Annotated in this window: 18 protein-coding genes and 1 pseudogene; 8 read left to right on the top strand and 11 right to left on the bottom strand. The window is 65.7% G+C overall.

Annotated elements, in window-relative coordinates; genetic code table 11:
* Positions 1-66: 66 nt before the first annotated feature.
* The gene (locus NIBR502772_RS07440) at positions 67-1,686 is read right to left on the bottom strand and encodes an ABC transporter permease (protein WP_141139697.1); all 1,620 of its coding nucleotides are present in this window, start codon (positions 1,684-1,686) and stop codon (positions 67-69) included.
* Positions 1,686-2,597: an ABC transporter ATP-binding protein gene (locus NIBR502772_RS07435; RefSeq protein ID WP_141139696.1), complete on the bottom strand. Its 912-nt coding sequence runs from the start codon at positions 2,595-2,597 to the stop codon at positions 1,686-1,688. The genes NIBR502772_RS07440 and NIBR502772_RS07435 overlap by 1 nt, the downstream gene beginning before the upstream one ends.
* 360 nt (positions 2,598-2,957) lie before the next feature.
* Between NIBR502772_RS07435 and NIBR502772_RS07430 the strand changes: the two genes are divergently transcribed.
* Both NIBR502772_RS07430 and NIBR502772_RS07425 read left to right on the top strand, forming a co-directional pair.
* The gene (locus NIBR502772_RS07430; protein ID WP_141139695.1) at positions 2,958-4,343 is read left to right on the top strand and encodes an amino acid permease; all 1,386 of its coding nucleotides are present in this window, start codon (positions 2,958-2,960) and stop codon (positions 4,341-4,343) included.
* 130 nt (positions 4,344-4,473) lie between these two features.
* Positions 4,474-5,772: a TrkH family potassium uptake protein gene (locus NIBR502772_RS07425; RefSeq protein ID WP_246848723.1), complete on the top strand. Its 1,299-nt coding sequence runs from the start codon at positions 4,474-4,476 to the stop codon at positions 5,770-5,772.
* Positions 5,773-5,842: 70 nt separating this feature from the next.
* Here the strand turns inward: NIBR502772_RS07425 and NIBR502772_RS07420 are convergent, their stop codons facing one another.
* Positions 5,843-7,090 (bottom strand): glycosyltransferase, encoded by a 1,248-nt coding sequence (locus NIBR502772_RS07420; RefSeq protein ID WP_210412401.1) that lies wholly within the window; start codon positions 7,088-7,090, stop codon positions 5,843-5,845.
* 202 nt (positions 7,091-7,292) lie between these two features.
* Between NIBR502772_RS07420 and NIBR502772_RS07415 the strand changes: the two genes are divergently transcribed.
* Together NIBR502772_RS07415 and NIBR502772_RS07410 are read left to right on the top strand one after the other, a co-directional pair.
* Positions 7,293-7,655 carry a PadR family transcriptional regulator gene (locus tag NIBR502772_RS07415; RefSeq protein WP_141139692.1) on the top strand — a complete coding sequence of 121 codons (363 nt, stop codon included), beginning with the start codon at positions 7,293-7,295 and terminating at the stop codon, positions 7,653-7,655.
* Positions 7,652-9,004, top strand: coding sequence for a permease prefix domain 1-containing protein (locus tag NIBR502772_RS07410; protein WP_141139691.1), 1,353 nt, complete (start codon positions 7,652-7,654; stop codon positions 9,002-9,004). The genes NIBR502772_RS07415 and NIBR502772_RS07410 overlap by 4 nt, the downstream gene beginning before the upstream one ends.
* Positions 9,005-9,020: 16 nt before the next feature.
* On the opposite strand, the gene NIBR502772_RS07405 is transcribed toward NIBR502772_RS07410, so the two are convergent.
* The 3 genes and pseudogenes from NIBR502772_RS07405 to NIBR502772_RS07395 form a co-directional block, all read right to left on the bottom strand.
* On the bottom strand, positions 9,021-10,382 hold the full coding sequence (locus tag NIBR502772_RS07405) for an MFS transporter (RefSeq protein ID WP_141139690.1): 1,362 nt from the start codon (positions 10,380-10,382) through the stop codon (positions 9,021-9,023).
* A gap of 132 nt (positions 10,383-10,514) precedes the next feature.
* On the bottom strand, positions 10,515-10,946 hold the full coding sequence (locus NIBR502772_RS07400; protein ID WP_141139689.1) for an ester cyclase: 432 nt from the start codon (positions 10,944-10,946) through the stop codon (positions 10,515-10,517).
* A 138-nt stretch (positions 10,947-11,084) separates the two neighbouring features.
* Positions 11,085-11,672, bottom strand: a pseudogene (locus NIBR502772_RS07395) (hypothetical protein); the annotation flags it as partial.
* A 69-nt stretch (positions 11,673-11,741) separates the two neighbouring features.
* Between NIBR502772_RS07395 and NIBR502772_RS07390 the strand changes: the two are divergent.
* The gene (locus NIBR502772_RS07390) at positions 11,742-12,497 is read left to right on the top strand and encodes a metalloregulator ArsR/SmtB family transcription factor (protein WP_141139688.1); all 756 of its coding nucleotides are present in this window, start codon (positions 11,742-11,744) and stop codon (positions 12,495-12,497) included.
* Positions 12,498-12,545: 48 nt separating this feature from the next.
* Here NIBR502772_RS07390 and NIBR502772_RS07385 read toward each other — a convergent pair whose 3' ends face one another.
* Both NIBR502772_RS07385 and NIBR502772_RS07380 read right to left on the bottom strand, forming a co-directional pair.
* Positions 12,546-14,045 carry an MFS transporter gene (locus NIBR502772_RS07385; protein ID WP_141139687.1) on the bottom strand — a complete coding sequence of 500 codons (1,500 nt, stop codon included), beginning with the start codon at positions 14,043-14,045 and terminating at the stop codon, positions 12,546-12,548.
* Positions 14,046-14,373: 328 nt separating this feature from the next.
* Complete coding sequence (locus NIBR502772_RS07380) at positions 14,374-15,474, bottom strand: class I SAM-dependent methyltransferase (RefSeq protein WP_141141980.1); 1,101 nt, start codon at positions 15,472-15,474, stop codon at positions 14,374-14,376.
* Positions 15,475-16,053: 579 nt separating this feature from the next.
* Between NIBR502772_RS07380 and NIBR502772_RS07375 the strand changes: the two genes are divergently transcribed.
* Positions 16,054-16,734: a DUF998 domain-containing protein gene (locus NIBR502772_RS07375; protein ID WP_141139686.1), complete on the top strand. Its 681-nt coding sequence runs from the start codon at positions 16,054-16,056 to the stop codon at positions 16,732-16,734.
* Here the strand turns inward: NIBR502772_RS07375 and NIBR502772_RS07370 are convergent.
* Positions 16,731-17,450 carry an aminotransferase class I/II-fold pyridoxal phosphate-dependent enzyme gene (locus NIBR502772_RS07370; RefSeq protein ID WP_168223500.1) on the bottom strand — a complete coding sequence of 240 codons (720 nt, stop codon included), beginning with the start codon at positions 17,448-17,450 and terminating at the stop codon, positions 16,731-16,733. The two genes, NIBR502772_RS07375 and NIBR502772_RS07370, sit on opposite strands and share 4 nt — an antisense overlap.
* Before the next feature lie 186 nt (positions 17,451-17,636).
* Between NIBR502772_RS07370 and NIBR502772_RS07365 the strand changes: the two genes are divergently transcribed.
* On the top strand, positions 17,637-19,244 hold the full coding sequence (locus tag NIBR502772_RS07365; protein ID WP_141139684.1) for a serine hydrolase: 1,608 nt from the start codon (positions 17,637-17,639) through the stop codon (positions 19,242-19,244).
* Between the two features lie 208 nt (positions 19,245-19,452).
* Here NIBR502772_RS07365 and NIBR502772_RS07360 read toward each other — a convergent pair whose 3' ends face one another.
* The gene (locus NIBR502772_RS07360) at positions 19,453-20,001 is read right to left on the bottom strand and encodes a PH domain-containing protein (protein WP_141139683.1); all 549 of its coding nucleotides are present in this window, start codon (positions 19,999-20,001) and stop codon (positions 19,453-19,455) included.
* Between the two features lie 205 nt (positions 20,002-20,206).
* Between NIBR502772_RS07360 and NIBR502772_RS07355 the strand changes: the two genes are divergently transcribed.
* A complete protein-coding gene (locus NIBR502772_RS07355) occupies positions 20,207-20,602 on the top strand; it encodes a hypothetical protein (protein WP_141139682.1) in 396 nt (131 codons plus the stop codon).
* 737 nt (positions 20,603-21,339) lie between these two features.
* Here NIBR502772_RS07355 and NIBR502772_RS07350 read toward each other — a convergent pair.
* A complete protein-coding gene (locus NIBR502772_RS07350; protein ID WP_141139681.1) occupies positions 21,340-22,062 on the bottom strand; it encodes a hypothetical protein in 723 nt (240 codons plus the stop codon).
* Positions 22,063-22,083 lie beyond the last annotated feature (21 nt).

The following is a 22,083-nucleotide window of genomic DNA, read 5'->3' as shown; positions in this document are numbered from 1 at the left end:
CCCGGCGCTGTGGAGCTACTCGCCGTCCAGTCCTGACCCCGGCGGGAGGTTCGCACATGACGCCCTTCACGCGGTGAGGTCACGGCGCTGGACGCAATAGGCAGCCAGGGATGCCAAGGCCGCCGCGATGACGGCCATGGCCAGCGCCCCTGCCGGGTCGAACGGTTCCACGGGCATGGCCGAAGAATGCCGGAACGGGCTCACGTCCTGCAGCCACAACGGCAGGCCGAACAACTCCCCGAATTCGCCCAGGACGAGCCCTGCCGCCAGCATCCCCCAACCCAGCAGAATACTGAGCCGCGGTACGGACGCGAAGACCACAGAGGCCGCGGCCAGGAACACCAGTGCGGCCGGAACGTGCGCCAGCGCTGCGGCCACCAAGTACCCGGCGGGTCCGTTGGCCGCGCCCGAGAGTCCCAGACCGAGGGCGGCAGCGCTGCCGGCTGTTCCCGCGACCACGACAGCGGAGACGGCCGCGATGACCACGTTCGCACCAAGCCACCGGGCCCGGGACAGCGGCGCGGCCAGAAGGAGCTCGGATCTGCCCTCGGCCTCTTCTGCCCGCATCCGCAGCACCGCCTGGATGCCTGCCGCGGCCGCGAACACGCCGGCCACGCCAAGCAGGGCCGTAACGAACACGTCGATCAGGCCGGCCTGGCCGCCGGGCACGAGCCGGGAAATCAGGTCCCGCAGCGGCGCCACACTGGACACCGTCTCCGAAACCAGGGGACCCAGGGCGCCCGCCACGGCGCCCAATGTCGCTGCCCCGATGCACCATCCGGCCAGGGTTGAGCGTTGCAGGCGCCAGGCCAGGCCCACGAACGAGGTGCCTCCGGCTCCGGCCCGCTCCCTGCCGTCACGCTGGGGCAGGAGGCTGGCGCCCATATCCCGGCGTCGCCGGATCAGCGTGGCGGCTGCTCCCAAGGCCACTGCGGCGGCGAGGAGTACCAGCAGCGCGGACAGGTCGAGGCTGGTGAACGGCCGTGATCGCTGGCCCCAGCCGATGGGCGAGAGCAGCGACGGCCACGCGCTCGTCACGTGCAGCAGGTCCGCCGCCGGAGTCCCCAACGCGTCCCCCACACCCCGGAGCAGATACGCCGCCCCCACCACGCCCGCGGCGGCACCGTTGGCACTCCGGCCCGTGGGCAGGAATTGGGCAGTGACAGCGGCAAGGCCCACAAAGATGAGACCGACAGCGCCGACGGCTGCACCCGCGCCCGCTGCGCCGGGAACGTCCAGCCCGGCCGCGACGAAACCGGCGGCAACGAACACGGCCAGCAGCAGGTTCGCGGCCGCGCCCAGCAGAAGCGTCGCCGCCAGGGATGCTGCCCGCGGGAGCGGGACCGAGCTGAGGAGTTCGGCCCGTCCCAGCTCTTCATCGGTGCGGGTGTGCCGCACCACCAAGAAAGTACTCATCAGTCCCGCCAGCACGGCCGTGAAGGCGTAGCCCTGGAAGAACACGACCGGCCCGATGCCGGTGCCGTCGGGCAGGCCGCGGAGGAAGAGGAACGCAGGGTTCGTAGCTGCCAGGGTCAGGATCGCAGCCTGCGAGGGCTCGTCACCAAATTGGGTGACGACCGCGGTGGAGGTCGCAAAGCCCAGCAGAGTGATACCCAGGATCCAGACGGGCAGCGTCACCCGGTCCCTGCGTGCCTGGAACAGTGCCAGCCGCAGCACCCCGGGCATCACCGAACCTCGCTGTCATTGCGGTCACTGTAGTGGCGCAGGAACAAGGACTCCAGGGAAGGGGGTGCGACGGATAGCCCGCTGATCCCTGGCTCGGCGATGCCGGCCAGGACAGCACCCAGGTCGGCGGCATCGGCGTCGAACTCGGCGGAGGCGCCGTTTATGCTGATCCCGTGTGTGCCGGGCAGAGCCGCCAGCTGTGCCGGCTCGGCCAGTCCCGTGACCCGGAAATGTGTCCGTTTCAGGTGCCGGAGTTCGCCCAGGGTCCCGCTCTCGACCGCTTTTCCGGACCGGATGATGGTGATCCGGTCACAAAGCTGTTCTACCTCGCTGAGAATGTGGCTGGAGAGCAAGACGGTCGCCCCGTCCCTGCTGACCCTTTCGATCTGGCGGCGGAACACGGCATCCATCACCGGGTCCAGACCCGCGCTGGGCTCATCCAGCAGATACAGCCGTGCCGGGCGGGAGAACGCGGCGATCAGGGCGACCTTCTGCCGGTTGCCCTTCGAGTAAGTGCGGGCCTTCTTCCGCGGATCGAACTCAAACTCCTCGATGAGCTCACGGCGCAGCGTCTCGTCGGCACCGCCGCGCAGGCCGGTGAGCAGGTCGATGACTTCCCCACCGGAAAGGTTGGGCCACAAACTCACGTCACCGGGAACGTAGGCAATGTCCCGGTGCGTGCTGACGGGGTCGCCCCAGGGATCCATCCCGAGCACCCGGACGGTACCGGTCGTCGGGCGGATGAGGCCCAGGAGGATCCTCAGCGTTGTGGATTTCCCCGCACCGTTGGGGCCCAGAAATCCGTGAATTTCACCGGCGGCGACGCTCAGGTCCAGGCCGTCCAGTGCCCGTGTCCTGCCGAAATCCTTCACGAGGCCGAGAGTTTCAATAACAGGTGCTGCTGCATTCATGAGCCGTCCGCTCCTCAGGTCATCACACGAACACCCGAGGCGGTCGCCAGGGCGTTCCGCAGGCATCGCCCACGGGCCGACCAGGCTTCCCGGCTCTCCGATCCACAGCATACAAGCACCCCAACGGACTCGGAAGAGCAGCACAATTCTCCCCCGGCCCGGGGGTGCGAAATTACTGAGGCAGAGCAGTCAAGGTTTTGCAGGCCCGTTGAGCAGCGGCGTTAAGGATTCGTAAATACTCCGCAGTAGGCGGCGGTGCTCGCAATTTCCGGTGTTACGCTCCGTGATGTTCTCGGCAGGACGGCCGGTGCACAGACCGGTACAGGCAGGGCGGGCCGACGAGCGGAAAGGAACCATCCGATGCCGGCACCTGACAAGGTAGCCCCAGGGCGCGGACTCCGGTCCCGGACAGCGCTGTTGCTGGCATTCTCGTTTGCCGTGATGGCCGACCCCGTGTCTTCAGTCGCATACGCCATTGAAGCTGCGCTCCGCGCACTGAACGGCGACCTCGCCCTGCTCGTGCCCACCATGATTCTCGTCGTGGCGATCATCGCCCTGGTGATCCTCAATTACCGGCAACTGGTGATCCGTTACCCGCAAGGCGGCGGAGCGTCGGCAGCAGTCGGTGAAGCCTTCGGAGACCGCTGGTCCTTCATACCCATCGGCGCATTGGTAGTCGATTTCGTCCTCACGATCGCCATCAGCGTCTCGGCCGGGGCGTCCGCGGCAATCGCATACTTTCCCGCCCTCGCGCCCTGGCGGCTGCTGCTCGCCCTGGCACTTGTCATCCTTGTCGGCGCCGCAACATGGTTCGGGCATCTGGGGCGGCTGGTGTTCGCCGCGATGACCGTGGGGTTCATCATCGTCTCCGCCCTCGTCCTCTTCTACGGCCTGGGCGCCACCCCGCACCCGGTGGGGACCATCACCGACACCCCCGGACACACCCCGGTCATCGCCGTCGTACTGGCCTTCCCCGTGGCCATGGCCCTGGCCACGGGCGTGGAAGCCCCGTCGTCGGCGATCGCCCAACTGGGCCAACTCGATGACGCCGGGCGGAGCCGCTTCGGGCGCATCACCCTGTGGCTGACACTCGCTATCGTCGGATCGATCACCCTGGGCCTGACCCTGGAAGCGGCGCACCTGCAGGTTGGCATCCCGCCCGAGGACAGCACCCAGATCGCTGAACTGGCCCGGCTCGCGGCCCCCGGCCCGGTCTTTGCCGCCTTCCAGCTCGTTACCGCCCTGCTGCTTCTCTCCGCCGCCAGCTCCTCGTTCCAGGCAGGCCCCGGTCTGCTCAAGGCCCTCGCCCGCCATACCAACAGGCAGGGCGCTACCGTCGGTATCCTTCCTCCCGTGCTGGGACGCACCAACACCCACCACACTCCCTACTGGGGCGTGATGCTGTTCACCGCTCTGGCATGCGCCGTCACCGCCGCGGCCGGCGGCCTCGACCAGGAACTTGTGCTCTTTTACGCTGTGTCGGTTTTCCTGAGCTTCCTGGCCGGCCTGCTGTCGATGGCCCTCTTTTCCCACCGTGACCACCGCCGCGGCTACCTCATCATGAATGTCGCGGGTGCCGCGGTGGTGGCGTTCACCCTGATCGCCAATCTCTCCCGGGGCCTGCCGATTATCAGCCTGGCCTCGGCCTTGATCATCGCCGCAGTCCTGTATGGGGCGTGGGTCAAGGCCGGGCGGCCGAGGGGTATCCGCAACGTCGCAGCAGAAGCCGAGGAGGTGCCAGAGTGAAGTCCGGCGGAAGAGAAAAGGGTCTGAAGACCCGCAACGCCGCCCCGAGAGTGGCGGCCAACGAATTCAGTCCCTGATCAAAGCCCAAGGCGACAGTATCGGACGCGGGCTGCTGCATCCCGTCCGCTCAGTGCCCCTGGCGTTCCTCGCCGTGATTCTCCTGGGCTCAGGACTCCTGATGCTGCCCGCCGCCCGGACGGCGGCAGAGGCCGACCCGGTCCTTCCGGCCCTGTTCACCGCCGTCTCGGCTGTCTGCGTCACAGGACTGATCACCGTCGACACCCCAACGTTCTGGACGCCCTTCGGACACGCAGTGATCCTCGGACTGATACAAGTCGGCGGATTCGGCATCATGACATTGGCAACGTTGTTGGCGCTGCTCGTGCGCAAAAGCATCGGGCTCCGGGGCCAGCTCGTCGCACAGTCCGAAACGCACACCCTGAACTTCGGCGACGTCCGTTCCGTCCTTTTCAGGGTCGCCCGGATCATGGTGGTTTTCGAAGCGGCCACAGCTGCCGTTCTCACCATCCGCTTCTGGTTTGCCTACGACGACAACCCGGGCACAGCCCTCTGGCACGGGACGTTTCATGCTGTTTCAGCGTTCAACAACGCCGGCTTCGCCCTCTACAGCGACAGCCTGATCAGCTTCGCCGACGACCCCTGGATCATCATCCCGGTCTGCATGGCGGTGATCGCCGGAGGGCTCGGATTCCCCGTACTCATCGCCCTCCTGAGGGGCGGTGTCAGGATAAAAGACTGGACCGTCCACCTTCGTCTGACCGTCTACGGCACGCTCGTACTCCTCGCGGCCGGGTTCGCGCTCTTCGGCGCCTTTGAATGGAACCGCGAGGAGACTCTGGGGCCGATGTCGGTGGGCGGGAAACTCCTCGCGACCCTGGCAGGGAGTGTCTTCCCGCGCACCGCAGGCTTTAATAGCATTGATTACGCCTCCGCCACCCCTGAAACCCTCATGGTCACCAATGTTCTGATGTTCATCGGCGGCGGCAGTGCAGGCACCGCCGGCGGCATCAAGATCACCACTTTCCTGGTCCTTGGGTTCGCGATCTGGAACGAGATCCGGGGCCGCGATCACGTCACCATTGCCCACCGCTCCATCAGCTCTTCCGTGCAACGCCAGGCCCTGTCCGTCGCACTTCTCGGTGTCGCCGCGGTGGTCAGCGGCACCCTGCTGCTTCTCATGTTCACGGACCACAGCCTGGACAAGGTCCTCTTCGAATCTATTTCCGCGTTCGCCACCGTAGGACTGAGCGCCGGCATCACTGCCAGCCTTCCACCCAACGCCCAATGGGTACTCATGGCTCTTATGTTCACCGGCCGCATCGGCACCATCACCGTCGCCTCCGCCCTGGCACTGTCTTCCCGTCCACGCCTCTACCAGCTCCCGGAAGAACGACCCATCATCGGCTAGCCTCGCGCCTCGCACCATGGGAAACACCCAGCAAGCCAGAGCTGGCACACCCCCGCCACGCGCCCCGTGCTTATGGCTCCGCGATGCGCTCCAGTGCGGTCACCGCTGCGGATATTCCGTCCTCGGCGCGTACACGGTGGCCCAGCTCTTCGGCGGCGCGCGCCATATCGGGATCTGTGGCGGCGGTGGTGATGGCAGAGGCGAGGCCGGGTGCCGTGAGGTGGCGTTGCGGCTGCGGCGCGGGAGCGACACCGCGGTCGTGCGCCAGCCGGGCCCAGAACGGCTGGTCGGCGACGAACGGGCACACCACTTGCGGGCGCCCGGAGGCGAATGCGGTGCCGGCTGTGCCTGCACCCCCGTGGTGCACCACGGCAGCCATCCGCGGGAACAACCTCAGGTAGTCGACGTCCTCCACGGCAAAAGCGTCATCACTGGACATACTGCTCTCCAGTCCGCCCCATCCCACGCCGATCACCAGGCGTTTCTCAGCACGGCGTGCGGCCTCCAGCACCATGGCGGTGCTGCGCGCGGGGTCCCTGCCGGACATTGAGCCGAATCCGACGAACACCGGTGGGTCGCCGGCACGAAGAAAGTCCTCGACCTGCGGCGGCAGCGCCTCATCCGAGGGCGGAAGGAACCAGTAGCCGGTAGTGTGCACCGAGTCCGGCCAGTCCACTGGCCGGGGCAGCACCGAGGGACTGAATGCGTGCAGCACCGGCACCTGGCCGTTGTCCGGTCGGCGCAGCGGGTCGTGCCGTCCGCGGCGGCGCGGAAGATCGAGTGTGTCTTCGCGCCACCGGTCGACGACCCGGCCGAATATTGCCGCAGGGGCCTTCATCCCCGCGAACGTGGCCCGATTTGCCGAGGCAGGCAGCCAGGACGGCATGCCCACGCCCGGCCACGGAAACTCCCTGGTCGGCACGTACATCGGAATCGGCAGAGCAAGCACCGCCGGGATACCGAGCTTCTCGGCCACGTGCTGCCCGGCGATGATCTGGCCGTTGTGCACCACGACATCCGCACCAGCACCCGCACCTTGCGAAGCGACAGCCCAGCAGTCGGCCAGCAGTTGGGTGAACATGGCCGGCATGGTCCGCACCTGTCGCAGCCGTGCGCGCACACCGCCCTCGATCACCATTGCCGGGTCGTCCATCAACCGCATCGGGCCGTCATCCACTCCAGCGAAGGGCACGCCATGACCGGCGACGAATCCGGCGAACCGTTGCGGCGCGGCGAGCACCACCTCGTGCCCGGCAGCGAGCAATCCCCGAGCCAGCGCTATGAACGGCTGGACATCCCCGCGCGTCCCCAGCGTCATGATCAATACCTTCAATGGTAAGTCTCCTGTCAGGTGAGGTAGCGATGGTGAACGCCTCACTCCGCATGACCGCTGCTGGTCCCGGCCGCCGCGGCCCATCGAGGAGCGGGCGGGCACGCACTAACTCGATCTTACGACGCCGCTTGCTATACCTAGAACTGCTATGCTCCAATGCCTTACAGTTCTATGTATAGGAGGTGCCATGCGCATCGATAAGGACCTGGTCGCCGCGTCGGCAACCCCGCTCGTGCTGGGGATACTGACGGAGGGCGATCTGTACGGCTACGCGATCCTCAAGCGCGTGAGTGAGCTGTCGGGCGGGGGCATGCAATGGACCGACGGCATGCTCTATCCGCTGCTTCACCGGCTGGAACGGCTCGGCTACGTGTCGTCGTTGTGGGGCACCTCCGAGGCCGGGCGCCGGCGCAAGCACTACGCGATCACGCCGGCCGGCCGGGATGCACTCGCCGACAGGCAGGAGCAGTGGTCCGTCGTCGCCTCGGCACTGCGCCAGGTGTGGCAGACGGCCCAGCAACCGCCAGCCCCGGCCGCGGGATGGGCATGATGGAGCCGCACGCGGAACTGGAGGCCCAGATCGAACAGTGGCGCGGATACGTCCAGCGCCGCCAGGCGATCTCCGCCGCCGACATCGACGAGCTGGAGGACCATCTGCGCGGGCAGATCGCCGACCGCCAAGCGACCGGGCTCGATGACGAGGAAGCCTTCCTCGTCGCGATCAAGCGCCTGGGCAACCTGGACGCCGTCTCGCGCGAGTTTGCCCGCGAGCACTCAGACCGGCTCTGGAAGCAGCTCGTTCTCGTCCCGGAAAGCTCCGACGACGGCGGGGCGCCACCGTGGCGCGAGCTGGCGGTGGTTCTCGCGTTCGCCGTCGGGGCTGGCATTGCGGTCAAGGCCGGACTGGCCTGGCTCGACGACGGCGCAGCCCAGGCGCGCAACCTCGGCCTGTTGGTCTTCCCGTTCCTCGCCGGCTACTTCGTGTGGACCCGCCGGCTCACGCCGCGCGTGGCGGCGATGCTGCTCGTCCCCTTCGCCGCGCTGGCGGTGGTTGTCAACGTCTACCCCTTCGCCTCCGGCGGTTCCACCGAGCTTCTCGCCATCCTGCACGCCCCCGTCGCCCTGTGGCTGCTGGCCGGGGTGGCGTATGCCGGAGGGAGGTGGCGTTCCGACAGCCGGCGCATGGACTTCGCCCGGTTCACCGGTGAGCTCGCGATCTACTACACGCTCCTGGCGCTGGGCGGCGCCGTCCTGGTGGGGCTCACGTTCGCGGCCCTGCAGGTTGTCGGCGTCGACCTGGAGCCCATCCTGGCGGAGTGGATCCTGCCTTTCGCGATGCCGGGGGCACTCATCGTCGCCGCGTGGCTCGTCGAGGCCAAGCAGAACGTCGTCGAGAACATCGCCCCCGTCCTCACGCGGGTGTTCACGCCCCTGACGATCATCATGCTGCTGACCCTCCTGGGCGTATTCGCGGCTGCCGGCGGACTCACCGACGTCAACCGGGACCTGCTGATCCTCATGGACGCGATCCTCGTGCTGGTCCTGTGCCTGCTGCTCTACTCGATTTCCGCCCGCGATCCGCTCGCACCGCCGAGGCTGGCGGATGCGCTGCAGCTGGTGCTTGTGGTCGCGGCCCTCGCGGTGGACGCTGTGATGCTGACCGCGATGCTGACCCGCATTGCCGAATTCGGTTTCAGCCCCAACAAGGTCGCGGCCCTCGGCCTGAACCTCCTGCTGCTGGTGCACCTGGTCCGGGCGGCCTGGCTCGCCGTCGGATTCCTGCGGCGCCGACGCCCTTTCTCACAGCTCGAGCGCTGGCAGACGCGGTACCTGCCGGTCTACGGCGCCTGGGCAGCGATGGTGGTTGTGGTCTTCCCGCTGGTCTTCGGCTTCTCATGAATCAGCACGAACACACCTAAACGCCCTTCCGCTTCCACGCCACTGACAACCCCAGCACCACGGCGCCCAGCCCCAGCATCACCAGAACCATCAGCCCCCAGTTCGTCTGGTTTACGCCCGGCCCGTACAGCACACCGATCAGCACCGTCGCCGCGATGGCGCCAAGGTAGCGGCAGGTCTGGAAAATACCGGCCGCCACTCCCCTTTCCTCCGGCCGGGCGGACACGTACAGGCCTTGGTTCGACGCCGTGCTCACCACTCCGTACGGCACACCCAGCAACGCGGTCAGCACAAACACCAAGGGCGGCCACAGGGACATCGTCAACGCCCCCAGCCCGCCCGAGCCAACCAGCAGGATCAGCGCACCGGCGATCAACACCGAACGCACGCCGAACCGCTCAATCAGCCGCACCGTCACCGGCGTGACCAGCACGGACATCGCCGCCAGGGGGAACATCAGCAGGCCCACCAGCCCGGCGTCGTAATGTCCTGCCTCCTGCAGCAGCTGAGGCAGGCCGAAAAACGCAAAGTAGTACACGCCGCTGAAGACGACGAACACCAGATACACCAGCAGCAGCGGCCGGTTCCGGCCCAGCAGCCGCAGGTCCAGGAACGGTGGACGGAAGCGCAGCTCCCGCCACGCGAACAGCGCGGCAATGACGGTCGCCGCGCCCAGGAGCCACCAGCGGTATCCCGGCATCACGTTCAGCAGCGCCATCATTGCGAGCATCAGCGAGGCGACGAAGGCCAGGATGCCGGGGATGTCGGAGTCGCGGATCAGGGTGGAGAGCTTCCCGGTTTCGCGTCCGGCGTCGGCCGGCGCGGTCCGGTGCACCACAATCAGCGCCAGCAGCGCGAGCGGTACGTTGACGGCGAACAGCGCCTGCCAGCCCAGCAGGCTCACCAGCAAACCGCCGACGACGGGTCCCACCGCGGCCGCCGACGTGTTCGCCATCTGGATCCGGCCCAGCGGTCGGGTGGGCGGGAGCTTCGCCAGCCGGCTCAGTTCGGTGACCATCACGACGGCGGACGGGTACGCCGTCGCCGTCCCCACGGCCATGAGCGCGCGGGCCACGCAGACCAGTGCGAAGTTGGGCGCGAACGGCGCCAGCGCGCAGGTCACCGCCACCAGTGCCATCCCGAATGTGAACAGGCGGCGCGGCCCGAAACGGTCCGCGAGCCTGCCCATCAGCGGCTGCCCGGCCGCGGACGCAAGGTAGAACGAGGTGATCACCCAGGTGACGGTGGCGACGTCGAGCGCGAAATCCTCCCGCAAAACCACCAGCGCGACAGCGATCATGGACGAGTTCAGCGGGTTCAGGGAGGTGCCGAGGCTGAGCGCAGCGATCGCGAGCCCGGGACGGGGTTTGTTCGTCACGCCCCTAAGTCTGGTGCATAGTTGCTTTGGGTCACGAACCTACTCGGGGCGCGCGGCGAGTCGAGCTCGCCGGAAACCGGCGAAACGCTCACCACCCCCTGGGCGCCGGCGCTGGCCAGCCTCGCGCCCCGGTCACATCCCGGGCATCAGCCCAAGCTGCCCCATCAGTGCGGCAACATCCGGATGGGCGCGGAACGAGGCGATCTTTCCGTCGGCGACGGAAGCGAAATAGGTTCCTGTTCCCACTACGGATTTGCCCGTGGCCGGAATTTCCTGGTCCCCCATCCGCATCGGCCCGGTGTTTGTGCCGGTGAATTCCACTTCCGCCGCCACCTCGTCATCACTGACCACCCGCCGGGTGGTCCTGACGCGCATATCCGGAAACGCCATGAACCAGGTGTCCATGTAGGCCCGGACCTGCTCCCGCGTGCGGAACGGCTCGGGGGCCATTACATCCGTAAAGGTGAAATCATCGGCCAGCAGGTCGGCGAACGCCGCCGTATCGTGCTGGTCCCAGGCGGCCATTCCGCGGTCGTCAAGCTGCTCTACTTCGGCGCGTGACATCACACATCTCCTCCTTCAAATGTCCTGATGCGCCTCATGCTAGACCGCTGGAACCCGTAGTCAATGGTTAGTTGCTACCTGGGCGCAGGTCAGCCGGATGGCGCCCGCACCCAACCCTGGTACCGCCGTCGCACTCCCTTACTCCGGGGCGTGTGGTGCGTTCAGTTCGCCGGCAATCTTTACTTCCAGCGCAGCCACCGTGGCCTCGGGCAGGACGATGAGACCGTCCAGCTCGCGCCGGGCGCGCTTGTACGCGGTCTGCCGTTCGGCAGGTGTCGCCGCGTTGTCGGAGGCGATGTTGAGCAGCTTCCTGGCCGTTGCCAGCCGCTGGCGTTCGGGCCCCGTGAAGTTGCTGTCCTTGATCCGCTTGGCTTCCCGCTCCGCAACGTCGAACGCCAGCTCGAAGCCGTGCACGGCCGCCCGGTATTCCGCCAGCCGGGCCGCCGTCGTAATCTCCTCCGGCTTGGCCGGCCGCAAACCGTCCGCCTCGCGCTTGGCCCGGAGGAAGGCGACCGTCAGAGGTTCGCGCACATCCGTCATGACCGGGAAGTCGATGAGTTTTCCCACGTCAAGCTCGTAGTCCAGCCACCGCCGGTTCACGGCGTCGTGCGCTGCCATCAGGGCAGCGACCTGGGCCTGGCTGGCTTGTTCCGCCTGCACCGCCTGGTTCTTGAGCTTGTACAGCTCCAGACGCCGACGGTGCCGGCGTTCACTGGCCTTGGACCATCAGGTCTTCGTAGGAACGACATCCAAAACCCGTTGACATGTGACTAAATGGTCACCTATCCTTGAACTGTGGACGCCGTATTCAAGGCCCTCGCCGACCCCACCCGCCGGGACCTGCTCGATGAGCTCTTCCGGGAGGACGGGCAGACCCTCCATGCACTCGAGGCCCACTTCGAGATGACCCGTTATGGGGTCATGAAGCACCTCAAGCTGCTGGAGGAAGCCGGCCTGGTGGTCACCCGCCGTCGGGGTCGCGAGAAACTCCATTTCCTCAATCCGGTGCCCATCCGCCTGGTCCACGACCGCTGGGTCAGCAAGTATGCACAACCATGGGCCGCTGCACTCAGCGACCTCAAAACCAGATTGGAAAGTCCCATGGAAAAGATCTTCGAAATCTACATCAAGACCACCCCGGAGCGGCTCTGGGAAGCTATCACGGACAGCGATATCCGCAGCAAGTACCAGTTCGGCAACAGCATCAAATCGGACTGGACCACGGGCAGCCGCTTCGAGATGGGCAACCCGAAGGCCGACGGCGCACTCCTGGGCGAAGGCGAAAACATCGAAGTCGATCCCCCACGCAAACTCGTCCAGACCATGACCGCGCTCTGGGGCGAGGACGTGAAGGCCGAAGGCACCTCACGCATCACCTGGGAGATCGAACCCGTGGGCGATTCCTGCCACCTCACCGTCACCCACGACCAGCTCCGCGAAGGCGCCAACGACCAGCTCTACGGCGGCTGGCCGATGATCCTCTCCGGCCTGAAGACCTGGCTCGAAACCGGCGAAAAGCTCACCACCCCCGGCTCACTCATGTACACCTGAGGCGACCGTCGGCGCCAAACCCGGGCGCCGCCGTCGTACTCCCCCGCCCTACTTTTCAGGTCCCGCGTGTGCCGCCTTGGCGGCCTCATAGCTGGCGCCGAAGGGCAGCGTGTCCATGTCCAGCATGGGGTTATCGTCCTGGGTTGCCACCAGTTCGCGGGCGGCTCTGTCCGAATCCACGCTGGGCATCGACCCTGGCAGGTGCCTCCGGGCGGATTCCGGCAGGAAGTAGATGGTGACCGCAGCGATTGCCGAGGTGGCCATGAGGTAGTACGCGGGCATCATGTCGTTGCCCGTCACCTGGATCAGGCTCGCAATAATGAACGGCGTGGTGCCTCCGAAAATCGCCACGGCGAAGTTGTAGGCGATGCCCATGGCCCCGTAGCGGTGGGCCGTGGGGAACAGCGCCGGCAGCGCCGAGGCGAGATTGGCAACGTAGAACGTGACCGGGAAGGCGACCAGGGCAAGGCCGGTGAGCGTGGCCGGGATGGTCCCGATATCGATCAGAATGAACGCTGGCAGCGACAGCACCACCGTGCTGATGGCACCGATCCACAGCACGGGGCGCCGGCCGATCCGGTCCGAGAGATGACCGGTCAGCGGGATGCACAGGGACATGGCCACCAGGACCGGGATGGTCAGGAGAGTCCCGTTGATCTCGTCGTACCCCTTGTTGGTGGTCAGGTACGTGGGCATGTAGGACGTCAGGGCGTAGCCCACCGTATTGGCAGCGGCCACGAGGATCATGGCCAGCACGATCCTCTGCCAGTAGGCCTTGAAGATTCCCACCGGGCCCATGGGGCCGAGCACCTCACCGGTTTCGGGATGCCTGGCCACTTCGGCCTCTGCCTCGAGGGTTGCCTGGAACGCGGGCGATTCCTCAATTTTCATCCGGAAGTAGATCGCGATGATGCCGAGGGGCCCGGCGATCAGGAACGGAATGCGCCAGCCCCAGGCCTCCATCCCGGCCTGGCCCAGGGTCAGCTGGAGACCGGACACCAAAGCCGCCCCTATGGCAAAGCCCAGGTAGCTGCCCATGTCCAGGAAGCTGGCGAAGAAGCCGCGGCGGTGGTCCGGGGAGTGCTCGCTGACGAACGTCGTCGCGCCCGCGTACTCGCCACCTGTGGAAAAGCCCTGCACCAGCTTGGTGACCACCAGCAGCACGGCAGCCCAGATGCCCAGCACCGAGTACCCCGGGAGGAGACCGACGACGAAGGTCGCCGCGGCCATAAGCATCAGGGTCATCGCCAGGACCTTCTGGCGGCCGATCTTGTCGCCCAGCCAGCCGAAAAAGACGCCACCCAGCGGGCGGGCGATAAACGTGGCTCCGAAGGTTCCCAGCAGGAACAGGTTCTGCACGGCCTTGTCCGCTTCCGGCAGGAACACCGGGCCCATGGTGGTGATCAGATAACCGAACACACCGACGTCGTACCATTCCATGGTGTTGCCGACGATGGTCCCGCCGAGCGCTTTCCTGAGGGTCCGGTGGTTAACAACATTGACGTCGGAAACGCGGAGACGGCGTTTCTTGAGAGGTTGCTGGGTCATGCTCGCCCCACCCCCACATTGAAGGGGCTCATCAGCTGGCATACAGACACTTTGGTTCCTCCGATGGAGGTCACACGCCACCGACGGATGGCGCCGTCTTTGGCGTGGACTCACCGCGACGGCGGAGCCCAGGTGCCCGGCAATCGTGCCGGGCTGTCGAGAAGAGTCGGAGGTCCGATCGTGGGGAAAGCGCCCTGTGTTAGGTCCTGTCCCATGGGTCATTCCGGCTCATTTAAGGTACTCCGACCATTTTGGCACCGCCGCCCGGGCACAGCAATGAAATTCGGTGAGAAAAGGGTTCATCAGGGGGCCGTTCAGAAGCTTGTGGCTACCGCGGAACAAGCCGCCACAGGGACGTGACCTCGGCCGCGCGCGCCTCGAACAGAGGATCGTCCCGGTCCGATGCCTTCGGATGCGTCGGCTTGGTGTCGAGCCGATCCACCACCGTCAGCCCGGCCGCGTTGATGGCGGCCAGCAGATCGTTACGCGACCGCAGGCCAAGGTGCTCGGCCAGGTCGGAGAGGACAAGCCAGCCCTCACCGCCCGGCTCCAGATGGTCAGGGAGTTCGTTCAGGAAGCGGAACAGCATCCTGCTCCCGGGGTCGTAGACGGCGCTGTCCAGGGTGGAATGCGGCGTGGCCGGAATCCAGGGCGGGTTGCACACCACGAGCGGCGCCCGTCCGGGCGGGAACATGTCGGTCAGGACGGCCTCAGCACGGTCCTGGACACCGAGGTTCCGGAAATTCTCACCGGCGCAGGCGATGGCCCGCGGTTCATTGTCCGTCCCGATCACGCGGTGGACGCCACGGCGCGCGAGGATGGCAGCGAGCACCCCGGTGCCGGTTCCGACGTCGAACGCCAGCGTGTCAGCGGGCAGCGGCGCGGCGGCCACGAGATCCACATACTCACTCCGGGTGGGGAAGAACGTGCCGTAGTGCGGGTGGATGCGGCCCTGCAGGGCATCGACGTAGACGCCGTTCCGTCGCCACTCGTGGGCGCCAATTGCCCCGACAAGCTCATGCAGGGACACCACGGAAGATTCGCCGATATCGCCGTACGCTTCAGCGGCAGCCTCCCGGATATCCGGTGCGCGGCGCAGCGGCACCACAGGGCCCGGATCAAGGGGAATCAGCAGCAGGCCAAGAATGCGTGCGCGGTGCGAGCGGGACTGGCGATGCCGGTAGAACTTTTCGGCCGGAGTTCCTGCGATCTTCTTTCCGGCGCCTACGCGCCGGTCCATGGCATTGAGGATCTGCCGCGCGTTGTGGAAGTCACCGTGCCAGAGCATCGCGATCCCCTGTGACGCCATCCGGTTCGCCTCATCGGCCGTGAGGGAGTCGGTGACCACTTCGACGCGCGCCGGCGCCGGCCTGCCGTTCGCCGAGCGCCACCGCGCGGTGTTGCTCTCGCCAGCCTCGACCCAGGACACGACGGCGGGATCATCCACCGCAGCTGTGCGCGACGGCTTGACGGCCGACGTCGGGATTCCCACGGGAGCTGGTGTGTCGGTAGTGATTTGGATCCATTCCAAGAGTCCGGGGGCCGGTCCGGCGAGTGACGATTGCGGCGGGCCAATATGGCCATCCACCCTGCCTTGTCAGGATACAGGGGTGCCGTGGCGGCCCCCACCGCCCGATCCTGGTCAGACCGCGGAGGGGAATGGGGCCGTCCTAGCTATCACCGCTCTTTTCGTGGCGTCATGTTCCGTCTGGAGTCACAGCTGGATTTCTGGCAGCCGCTTGACCGGGGTCCAATCAGTGTCGGCAAGAACTGGACCGATGTATCCCCTGACCCAAACCTCATCCAGCGAAAGCTGGGTGGCGCTGTCCTCAAAACGGGCCAATAGGGCCTTTCGGCCTATGGCCGCAGGCCAGGGACGTTCGCCCCTAGCGGCGTTCCACCAACCCGGCGCAGGGTTGTACCGGTAGGCGAAGACGCGTGGGGGCAAACGCCCGCGGGCCCCGACGCCAACGACCGGCCAGGCCGCGGGCTCTGAGGACATCCGGAAATGTCAAACGATAAGCATCGGCTTCCGCAGCTCAGGCGGGCTGCCAAGCCCCGAAGCCAACGTGGTGAGCCTCTCCGCCGGGGGCTGCTCGCGGCAGGGGCTCTGTCCTCGCTGTCATACGTGGTTGCCACCGACGGTTTGGCGGCGGCCCGGTGGGAGGGTTACCGCCGCACTGAACAGATGGTGAGCGAACTGTTCGCCGTCGGCTCCCCCGGCCGGGACGTCCTGGTCCCCTTCATGTGGCTCTACGCGCTGCTGTTCACGGCATTCGGCGTCGGCGTCTGGATTTCTGCGCGCGGCCACCGCGCCCTGCGGATCGGCGGCGGCCTGCTCATCGGGTACGGGTTGTGGAACATCGTGGGCGGCTTCTATCCGCTGACGCTCGGTGAAGAAGCGTCGATTCCCATGCATATCGTGGCCACCACCGTGCAGCTTGCCCTCATGGTCGCGGCAATGTGCTTCGTGGCAGTGGGGTTCCACGGCAGGATGCGTGTCTACTCGTTCGTTTCGCTCGCTGTTTGCGCGGGCATGGGCGTGGTGGCGTTTGTGGCGGCCCCGGGACCGAACCTCGTGCTGGGCATCGGCGAACGGATCAGCATCGGGGCGTTTCTGCTCTGGGTGGCGGTCCTCGCGGTGGCGTTGTGGAAACGGCCAGCGGCGGACGGTGCAGGCAGGCACTAAAGGGCCCGGGAAGCCATGGCGTACAGGTCGGCAACCTCGTCCGGCCGCTCCAGCTGCTTTCCAATCGCCAGACGGATGCTCTGCCGATGGCCACTGCGGATAGCTCCGCCCGAGGCGCCGCCCGCCGCGACACCGTGCGATGCCAGCACCAGCAGCGCCTGCTGCTCATTGAGCACCGGCACCCATAAACCCAGCCCGTCATCATGGCTTTCGACCACGACACCGCGGTCGGCGAGAAGTTCCGCCATCTGGGTTCGTCGTTTAGCATATTCGGTGCGCGCACGCTGCACCTGCGCCCTCACTGCATCGCTTGTCAGCATCCATGCCAGCGCATTCTGCAACGTGCGGCTGGTCCCACCCGCCCCGAACTGCCTGTAAAGCCTGGCCCTTTCCATCGGCTCGGCCGGTCCGCCCACGACGGCCAGCCGGAGGTCCGGACCGTGGGATTTGGAGTAGCTGCGGACCAGCACGGTCTGCGACGGAAGAAGCGCGCCCAGGCCCGCATACGGTCCGAGGGCGAGGTCCCCCAGTCCGTCATCCTCAATGATGAGCACCCGCGTATCCCGCAGTACCTCAGCAATTAAATCCCGACGCTCGGGCGTCATGTTTGTGCCCGACCGGGAGTTAGCGCATGGTTCATAAATGAACGCCACGGGCTGCTTGGTGAGGGCCTGTTTGAGGGACTCCGCGATGGGTCCGTCAGCGTCAGTCGCCACGGGAACAACCACGACGCCGGCCAGCTCAAGGATGTCCAGCAGCCGAGGGGTTGCCGGGGCCGTCGGTAGGAGTTCTGCTCTGGATCAGGGGCTGCATTGGCGACCCTGCTTTGGGAGCGTTGCATTGTTTTCCCCCAGGCGAGGCCATACCGTGAAGGGACGGTCAGCCGAAGTGCAGGTGCGGGCATGCGAGCTATTTCCTGGTCAGCGCGCTGTCTCCTGTTGTGCTTGCTGACCGTGGGGATCCTCGGCGGCGCCACCCCGCCGGCACCTAACCCTGCCGACCCGCCGGCCACAGGACCCGCGAGCCCCGAGCAGACCTACAGCGCGCTGAACACCTTCCTCCGGGAGCAACTGGACACCCTCGGGATTCCGGGGGCCGCCATCGCCGTCGTCCGGGACGGCGTCCAGGTGCACTCCGCAGCATTCGGACGCGCCGACGACTCCGGTCGGCCGATGACCGCCCAGACCCCGGTGCTGCTGGCCTCCACCAGCAAGTCCCTCACGGCCATCGCCGTGATGCAGCAGGTGGAGGCCGGCCGCCTGCGCCTGGATGAGCCGGTGCAGACCTACCTGCCCTGGTTCACGCTGAACGACAGCCGCTCGCAAGCCATCACGGTCCGCCACCTGCTCCACCAGGCCAGCGGCATGTCATCCAAGGACACGGCCTTCGAAGCCTCCGACGCACAGGGCCCGGAGGCTCTCGAAGAAGGGGTCCGGGCCCTCTCAAGTGCCCCGCTCGCCGGCGAACCCGGCGAGGCCTTCCACTACGCCAGCGCCAACTTCAACATCCTGGGCCTCCTGGTGCAGACAGTCTCCGGCCAGCCGTTCAGCGAGTACCTGGAGCAGCATGTCTTCGGGCCGCTGGAGATGACGCACAGCCATCCCACCCAGGCTGCCGCACGCGCGGACAATGCGGCCGCCGGCTACTCGCTGTGGTTCGGCTCGTTCTGGCGCCCGACCGATGTGCCCGCGCCAACCACCGGGATGCCGTCGTCCACCCTGTACTCGTCCGCCGAGGACCTGGGCCATCAGCTGATCGCACTGCTCGACGGCGGGCGATACGGCGATGCCCAAATCCTTCGGCCCGAGAGCGTGGCGGCGATGTTCGAGCCTCTCGTGCAGGTGGACGGGTCCAAAGAGTACGCGATGGGATGGTTCACCCGCCCGCTCGTGGAGTCCGCCGATCCCGCGGCACCGCCTGTCCCGGAAGCGGACCTGCCGCTCCTCCTGGAGCATCAGGGCGAATGGGGCAACAGCCACACCTACCTGGCGATGGTTCCGGAGTCCGGCCTTGGCGTTGCGCTGGTCATCAACGGCAATGACACCGCCGCCCCATCGCGGCTGAAGGCCATCGACACCAACGTCCTGCGAATCCTCCACGGGCACTCCCCCGTGCCGGCGGTTGTGTTCGAGGACTGGCTGCAGCGCTACAGCTGGGCGGTTTCGCTGGCGCTGCTGCTGGCGGAGTTGGTGAGCCTGGGGCTGGCGCTGCGGTTCCTGCTCCGGCGGGCCCCTTCCCGGAAACGCTGGACTCCCGTGGCATGGGGCGCCGCGGCCCTCGCGCTCGACGGGTTCGCTCTGTGGCTGTGCCTGGTATACGCTCCGGCCCGGTTCGATACCCACCTGTTTGTGATCATCCGCCAGTTTCCCGACGTCGGCGTTTCGCTGATACCGGTGCTTGCGCTGGCAGTCCTCTGGCCCATCCCGCGGACGGTCTGGCTACTTGCGCGGCTGCGGGCCGACTGGCCAATCTTGCGGACCCAGATTGAACCAAGTGTTCACTTTAAGTGAGCACCAACGAAGCCACGGAGGCGCGTCGAAGTGGAAGGTCCCTGGCCAGGAGTTACTCTTTGTTCGCCCTCGCTGAATCCGATACCGTGACGGACCAGGCCAACAGCTAGCTAGCTAGCTTTCCTGTTAGCCGAACCTACTGCGCAACCGGCTCCCGTTTTCCTGGGCGGGAGCCGGTTTGAATATTCCCACGTTTCGGGAGTGCTTTTCAGATACGGGCCAAGAGTTCTGCTTTTTTCGTTTCAAACTCTTCCGGCGTAAGGACGCCGGCGTCTCGCAGTTGTCCTATTTTTGCAAGGTTTGCGTAAACGTCTTCAGTTTCCTGAACCGCTGGGTGTGCTGCGACCTGGCTTTCAGAAGCCCGTGGGGCAGAAGGCGCGATCCGGTCCCTTGCAGCATCGACAAAAGCCTTGCCCAACTGCTTGGCGACGTTCGTGATTTCCGCTTTATTGCCCGACACAAAAACGGTTACAGCACCCAAGGCAAGGCCGGAGTTCCACTGCATGGAGGAGATCTTAGAAAAAGGAAAATCTTCAGAGACCTGCTTCATGACGCCATCTTTGAGGAAAAAAATCCGGCGATCCGATAGCACCAGGATACCTAGACCTCCAGCGTATTGACCGGTCAAAATCTGTTCAACTCTCTCACCCTCCCAAAGATGGGACTCGAGCTTTCGGAACTCTCTGTTGCTCCCCCAAGTAATCCCCGCTTTATCCTTTGCCTGCTGGATGTCGTCACGAAGCTGGTCCACTGCCATGGTGCCCCCATATGTTTTGCCGGCCGGGCGGTCTGCCGGGCTGGACTCCAGCTAACTGGAAGGTTGAGTTCTCGTCAATACCAGAATTGCTGATCAAGGTAGGCGCAATGTTTGCCGAGGATCTGCATAATTGAGCCGACTAACTTCTCGGATGGCAAATAATGAGTCTGTTCGAATACGCAAAGTTCTCAGGGGGAAGTAAATTTTGAAAACGAAAACAACGCTGGCTGCCAGCACGTTTCTCTGCATGGCCTTGGCCGGATGCGCGTCGGGATCTCCGCAGGCAGCGCCCGCCGTTACCCATACCGTCACGCAGACTGCTACCGCCATCGTTACAGCAGCCCCAGCCCCAGCCAAAGTTGTCGCTCCAGCGGCTGCTCCAGCGATTCCCGCTACTGCGGTCATTCCTGTCAACGTAGCGGGCATGAACGCAGAGGCACTCGATGACGAGCTGTCGGCGCTGGGGTTCGAAAAAATCATCTATAACTCTGATACCGGCAAGACCGTTCTTTTGCTCAGCAACTGGACCGTCACCGGTGTTGATAATGCCGGAAGCGAGCAATCGACTTCCAAGGGAGTCGTTGTCCACGTCACCAAATAGTAAGTCGCACTAAAGGATGGAGCCTCTGAGCAAGATGAAAAGCATCCGCCGTAACGTCGCAGCGAATATCGGCAGCTTCATTACGTCGTGCCAACGGCTCCATGTTGGGGAACTAGCAGCCTAAGGCGCAGTCCATGCTCACATCGAGCGTCCAGAGAAGGCCCTGCTGCAGCTTCTCGAAGCTGCAGCAGGGCCTTCCCCGTAAGCGGTCCGTCTTGATCGGCGTGAACAGCACCGCGGTGTCCTCATCAGCTTCTAGTCTGTGAACCCCCGACTGGCACGATCAGGAGGTCCCCCGGCTTGCCCTGCCATGCTTCCCGGCCAGATTCAGCCAGACCCGATCCCCTCAACACAAAGACCGTGGCATCGATGGGATTTAGGTGTTCGCGAAGCTAGGTAACCCTAAGACCTGGGCGGCATTCAGACCGACCTCACCGGCCAGGCCCTCGCGGGCGCTAACCGGTAGACAGATGGCATGTGCAGCATGCCGCGCAAAATGCCTGCCCCCGTGAGGGCGGGTGGCCGTGGGTGGGCTACCCCTATGGCCAGCCGCTATAGAAGCACCCGGTCGCTGCACGTTGGGGCGAATCGAACGGCAGATTGACCGCCTAGATAGGACTCACTAAGGAACTGGATCGACTCTCACGGGGGCAAGTCGAACGGCGATCGGTCGGGCCCCGCAGGGCTGGCCAGCGGGGCCCGATATCAAGGCTGTCGTTTGCCGAATACTGCGATATCTACGCCCCCAGCCAGCGCATGCGTCCGTCCTTGGCGGGTGCACAAACCATCGGCTTGCCCGTTTTGCTGACGCCAGTTCCGCCACTGCAAAATGCCCCAGGCGTGACGTAGCCCGGCGCCGCGGGAGCGGCGGGTGCCTGCTGCGCGGGTGGTTGGGCTGCTTGCTGCGCCGCTGCCGCCTGTTCGGCGGCGGCCTGCTGAGCTGCAGCTTGTTCGGCGGCCAACTGCCCGGCTGCCTGATCTGCTGCAGCCTTGTCCGCTGCCGCCTTCTCTGCTGCCGCCTTCTCTGCAGCCGCTTTCTCAGCTGCCACCTTGTCAGCAGCGGCTTTGTCAGCCGCTGCTTTCTCGGCCACAACCCGCTTGGAGTCTGACTCCGTCATCCACACCAAACGCTGATCGCTGCCCATGGTGCAAACCAAGGTCTGGTTGTTGTACTGGCGCGTCTCAGCAGCCGTGAGGCAGGCGGACTTTGTGGGGTTCGTTGCAGTTGGCGTGGGCGTTGCCGACGTTTGAACAGGACTTACCAAAGCAGCTTTGTCGGCCGTCCCACCCGGAGCGGCGGTTGCGGCTCCCACTCCCACGCCCACAATCACGGCGACAAATCCGGCAACAGCCACAAGCCCGCCCGATTTCCGGTGCGGCAGGCCAACCCAGGACCGACGTTTGAAGAGCAACGCATAAAGCCCGGTGAGCAGGGCTACTAGTCCTAGAATTAACAGCACAGCACCAATCCCACCTGCGAA

It is taken from the genome of Pseudarthrobacter sp. NIBRBAC000502772 (assembly GCF_006517235.1).
Taxonomy (GTDB): Bacteria; Actinomycetota; Actinomycetes; order Actinomycetales; family Micrococcaceae; genus Arthrobacter.
The sequence above is the reverse complement of the archived record's forward strand: the minus strand, read 5'-3'. Positions and strand labels throughout refer to the sequence as shown.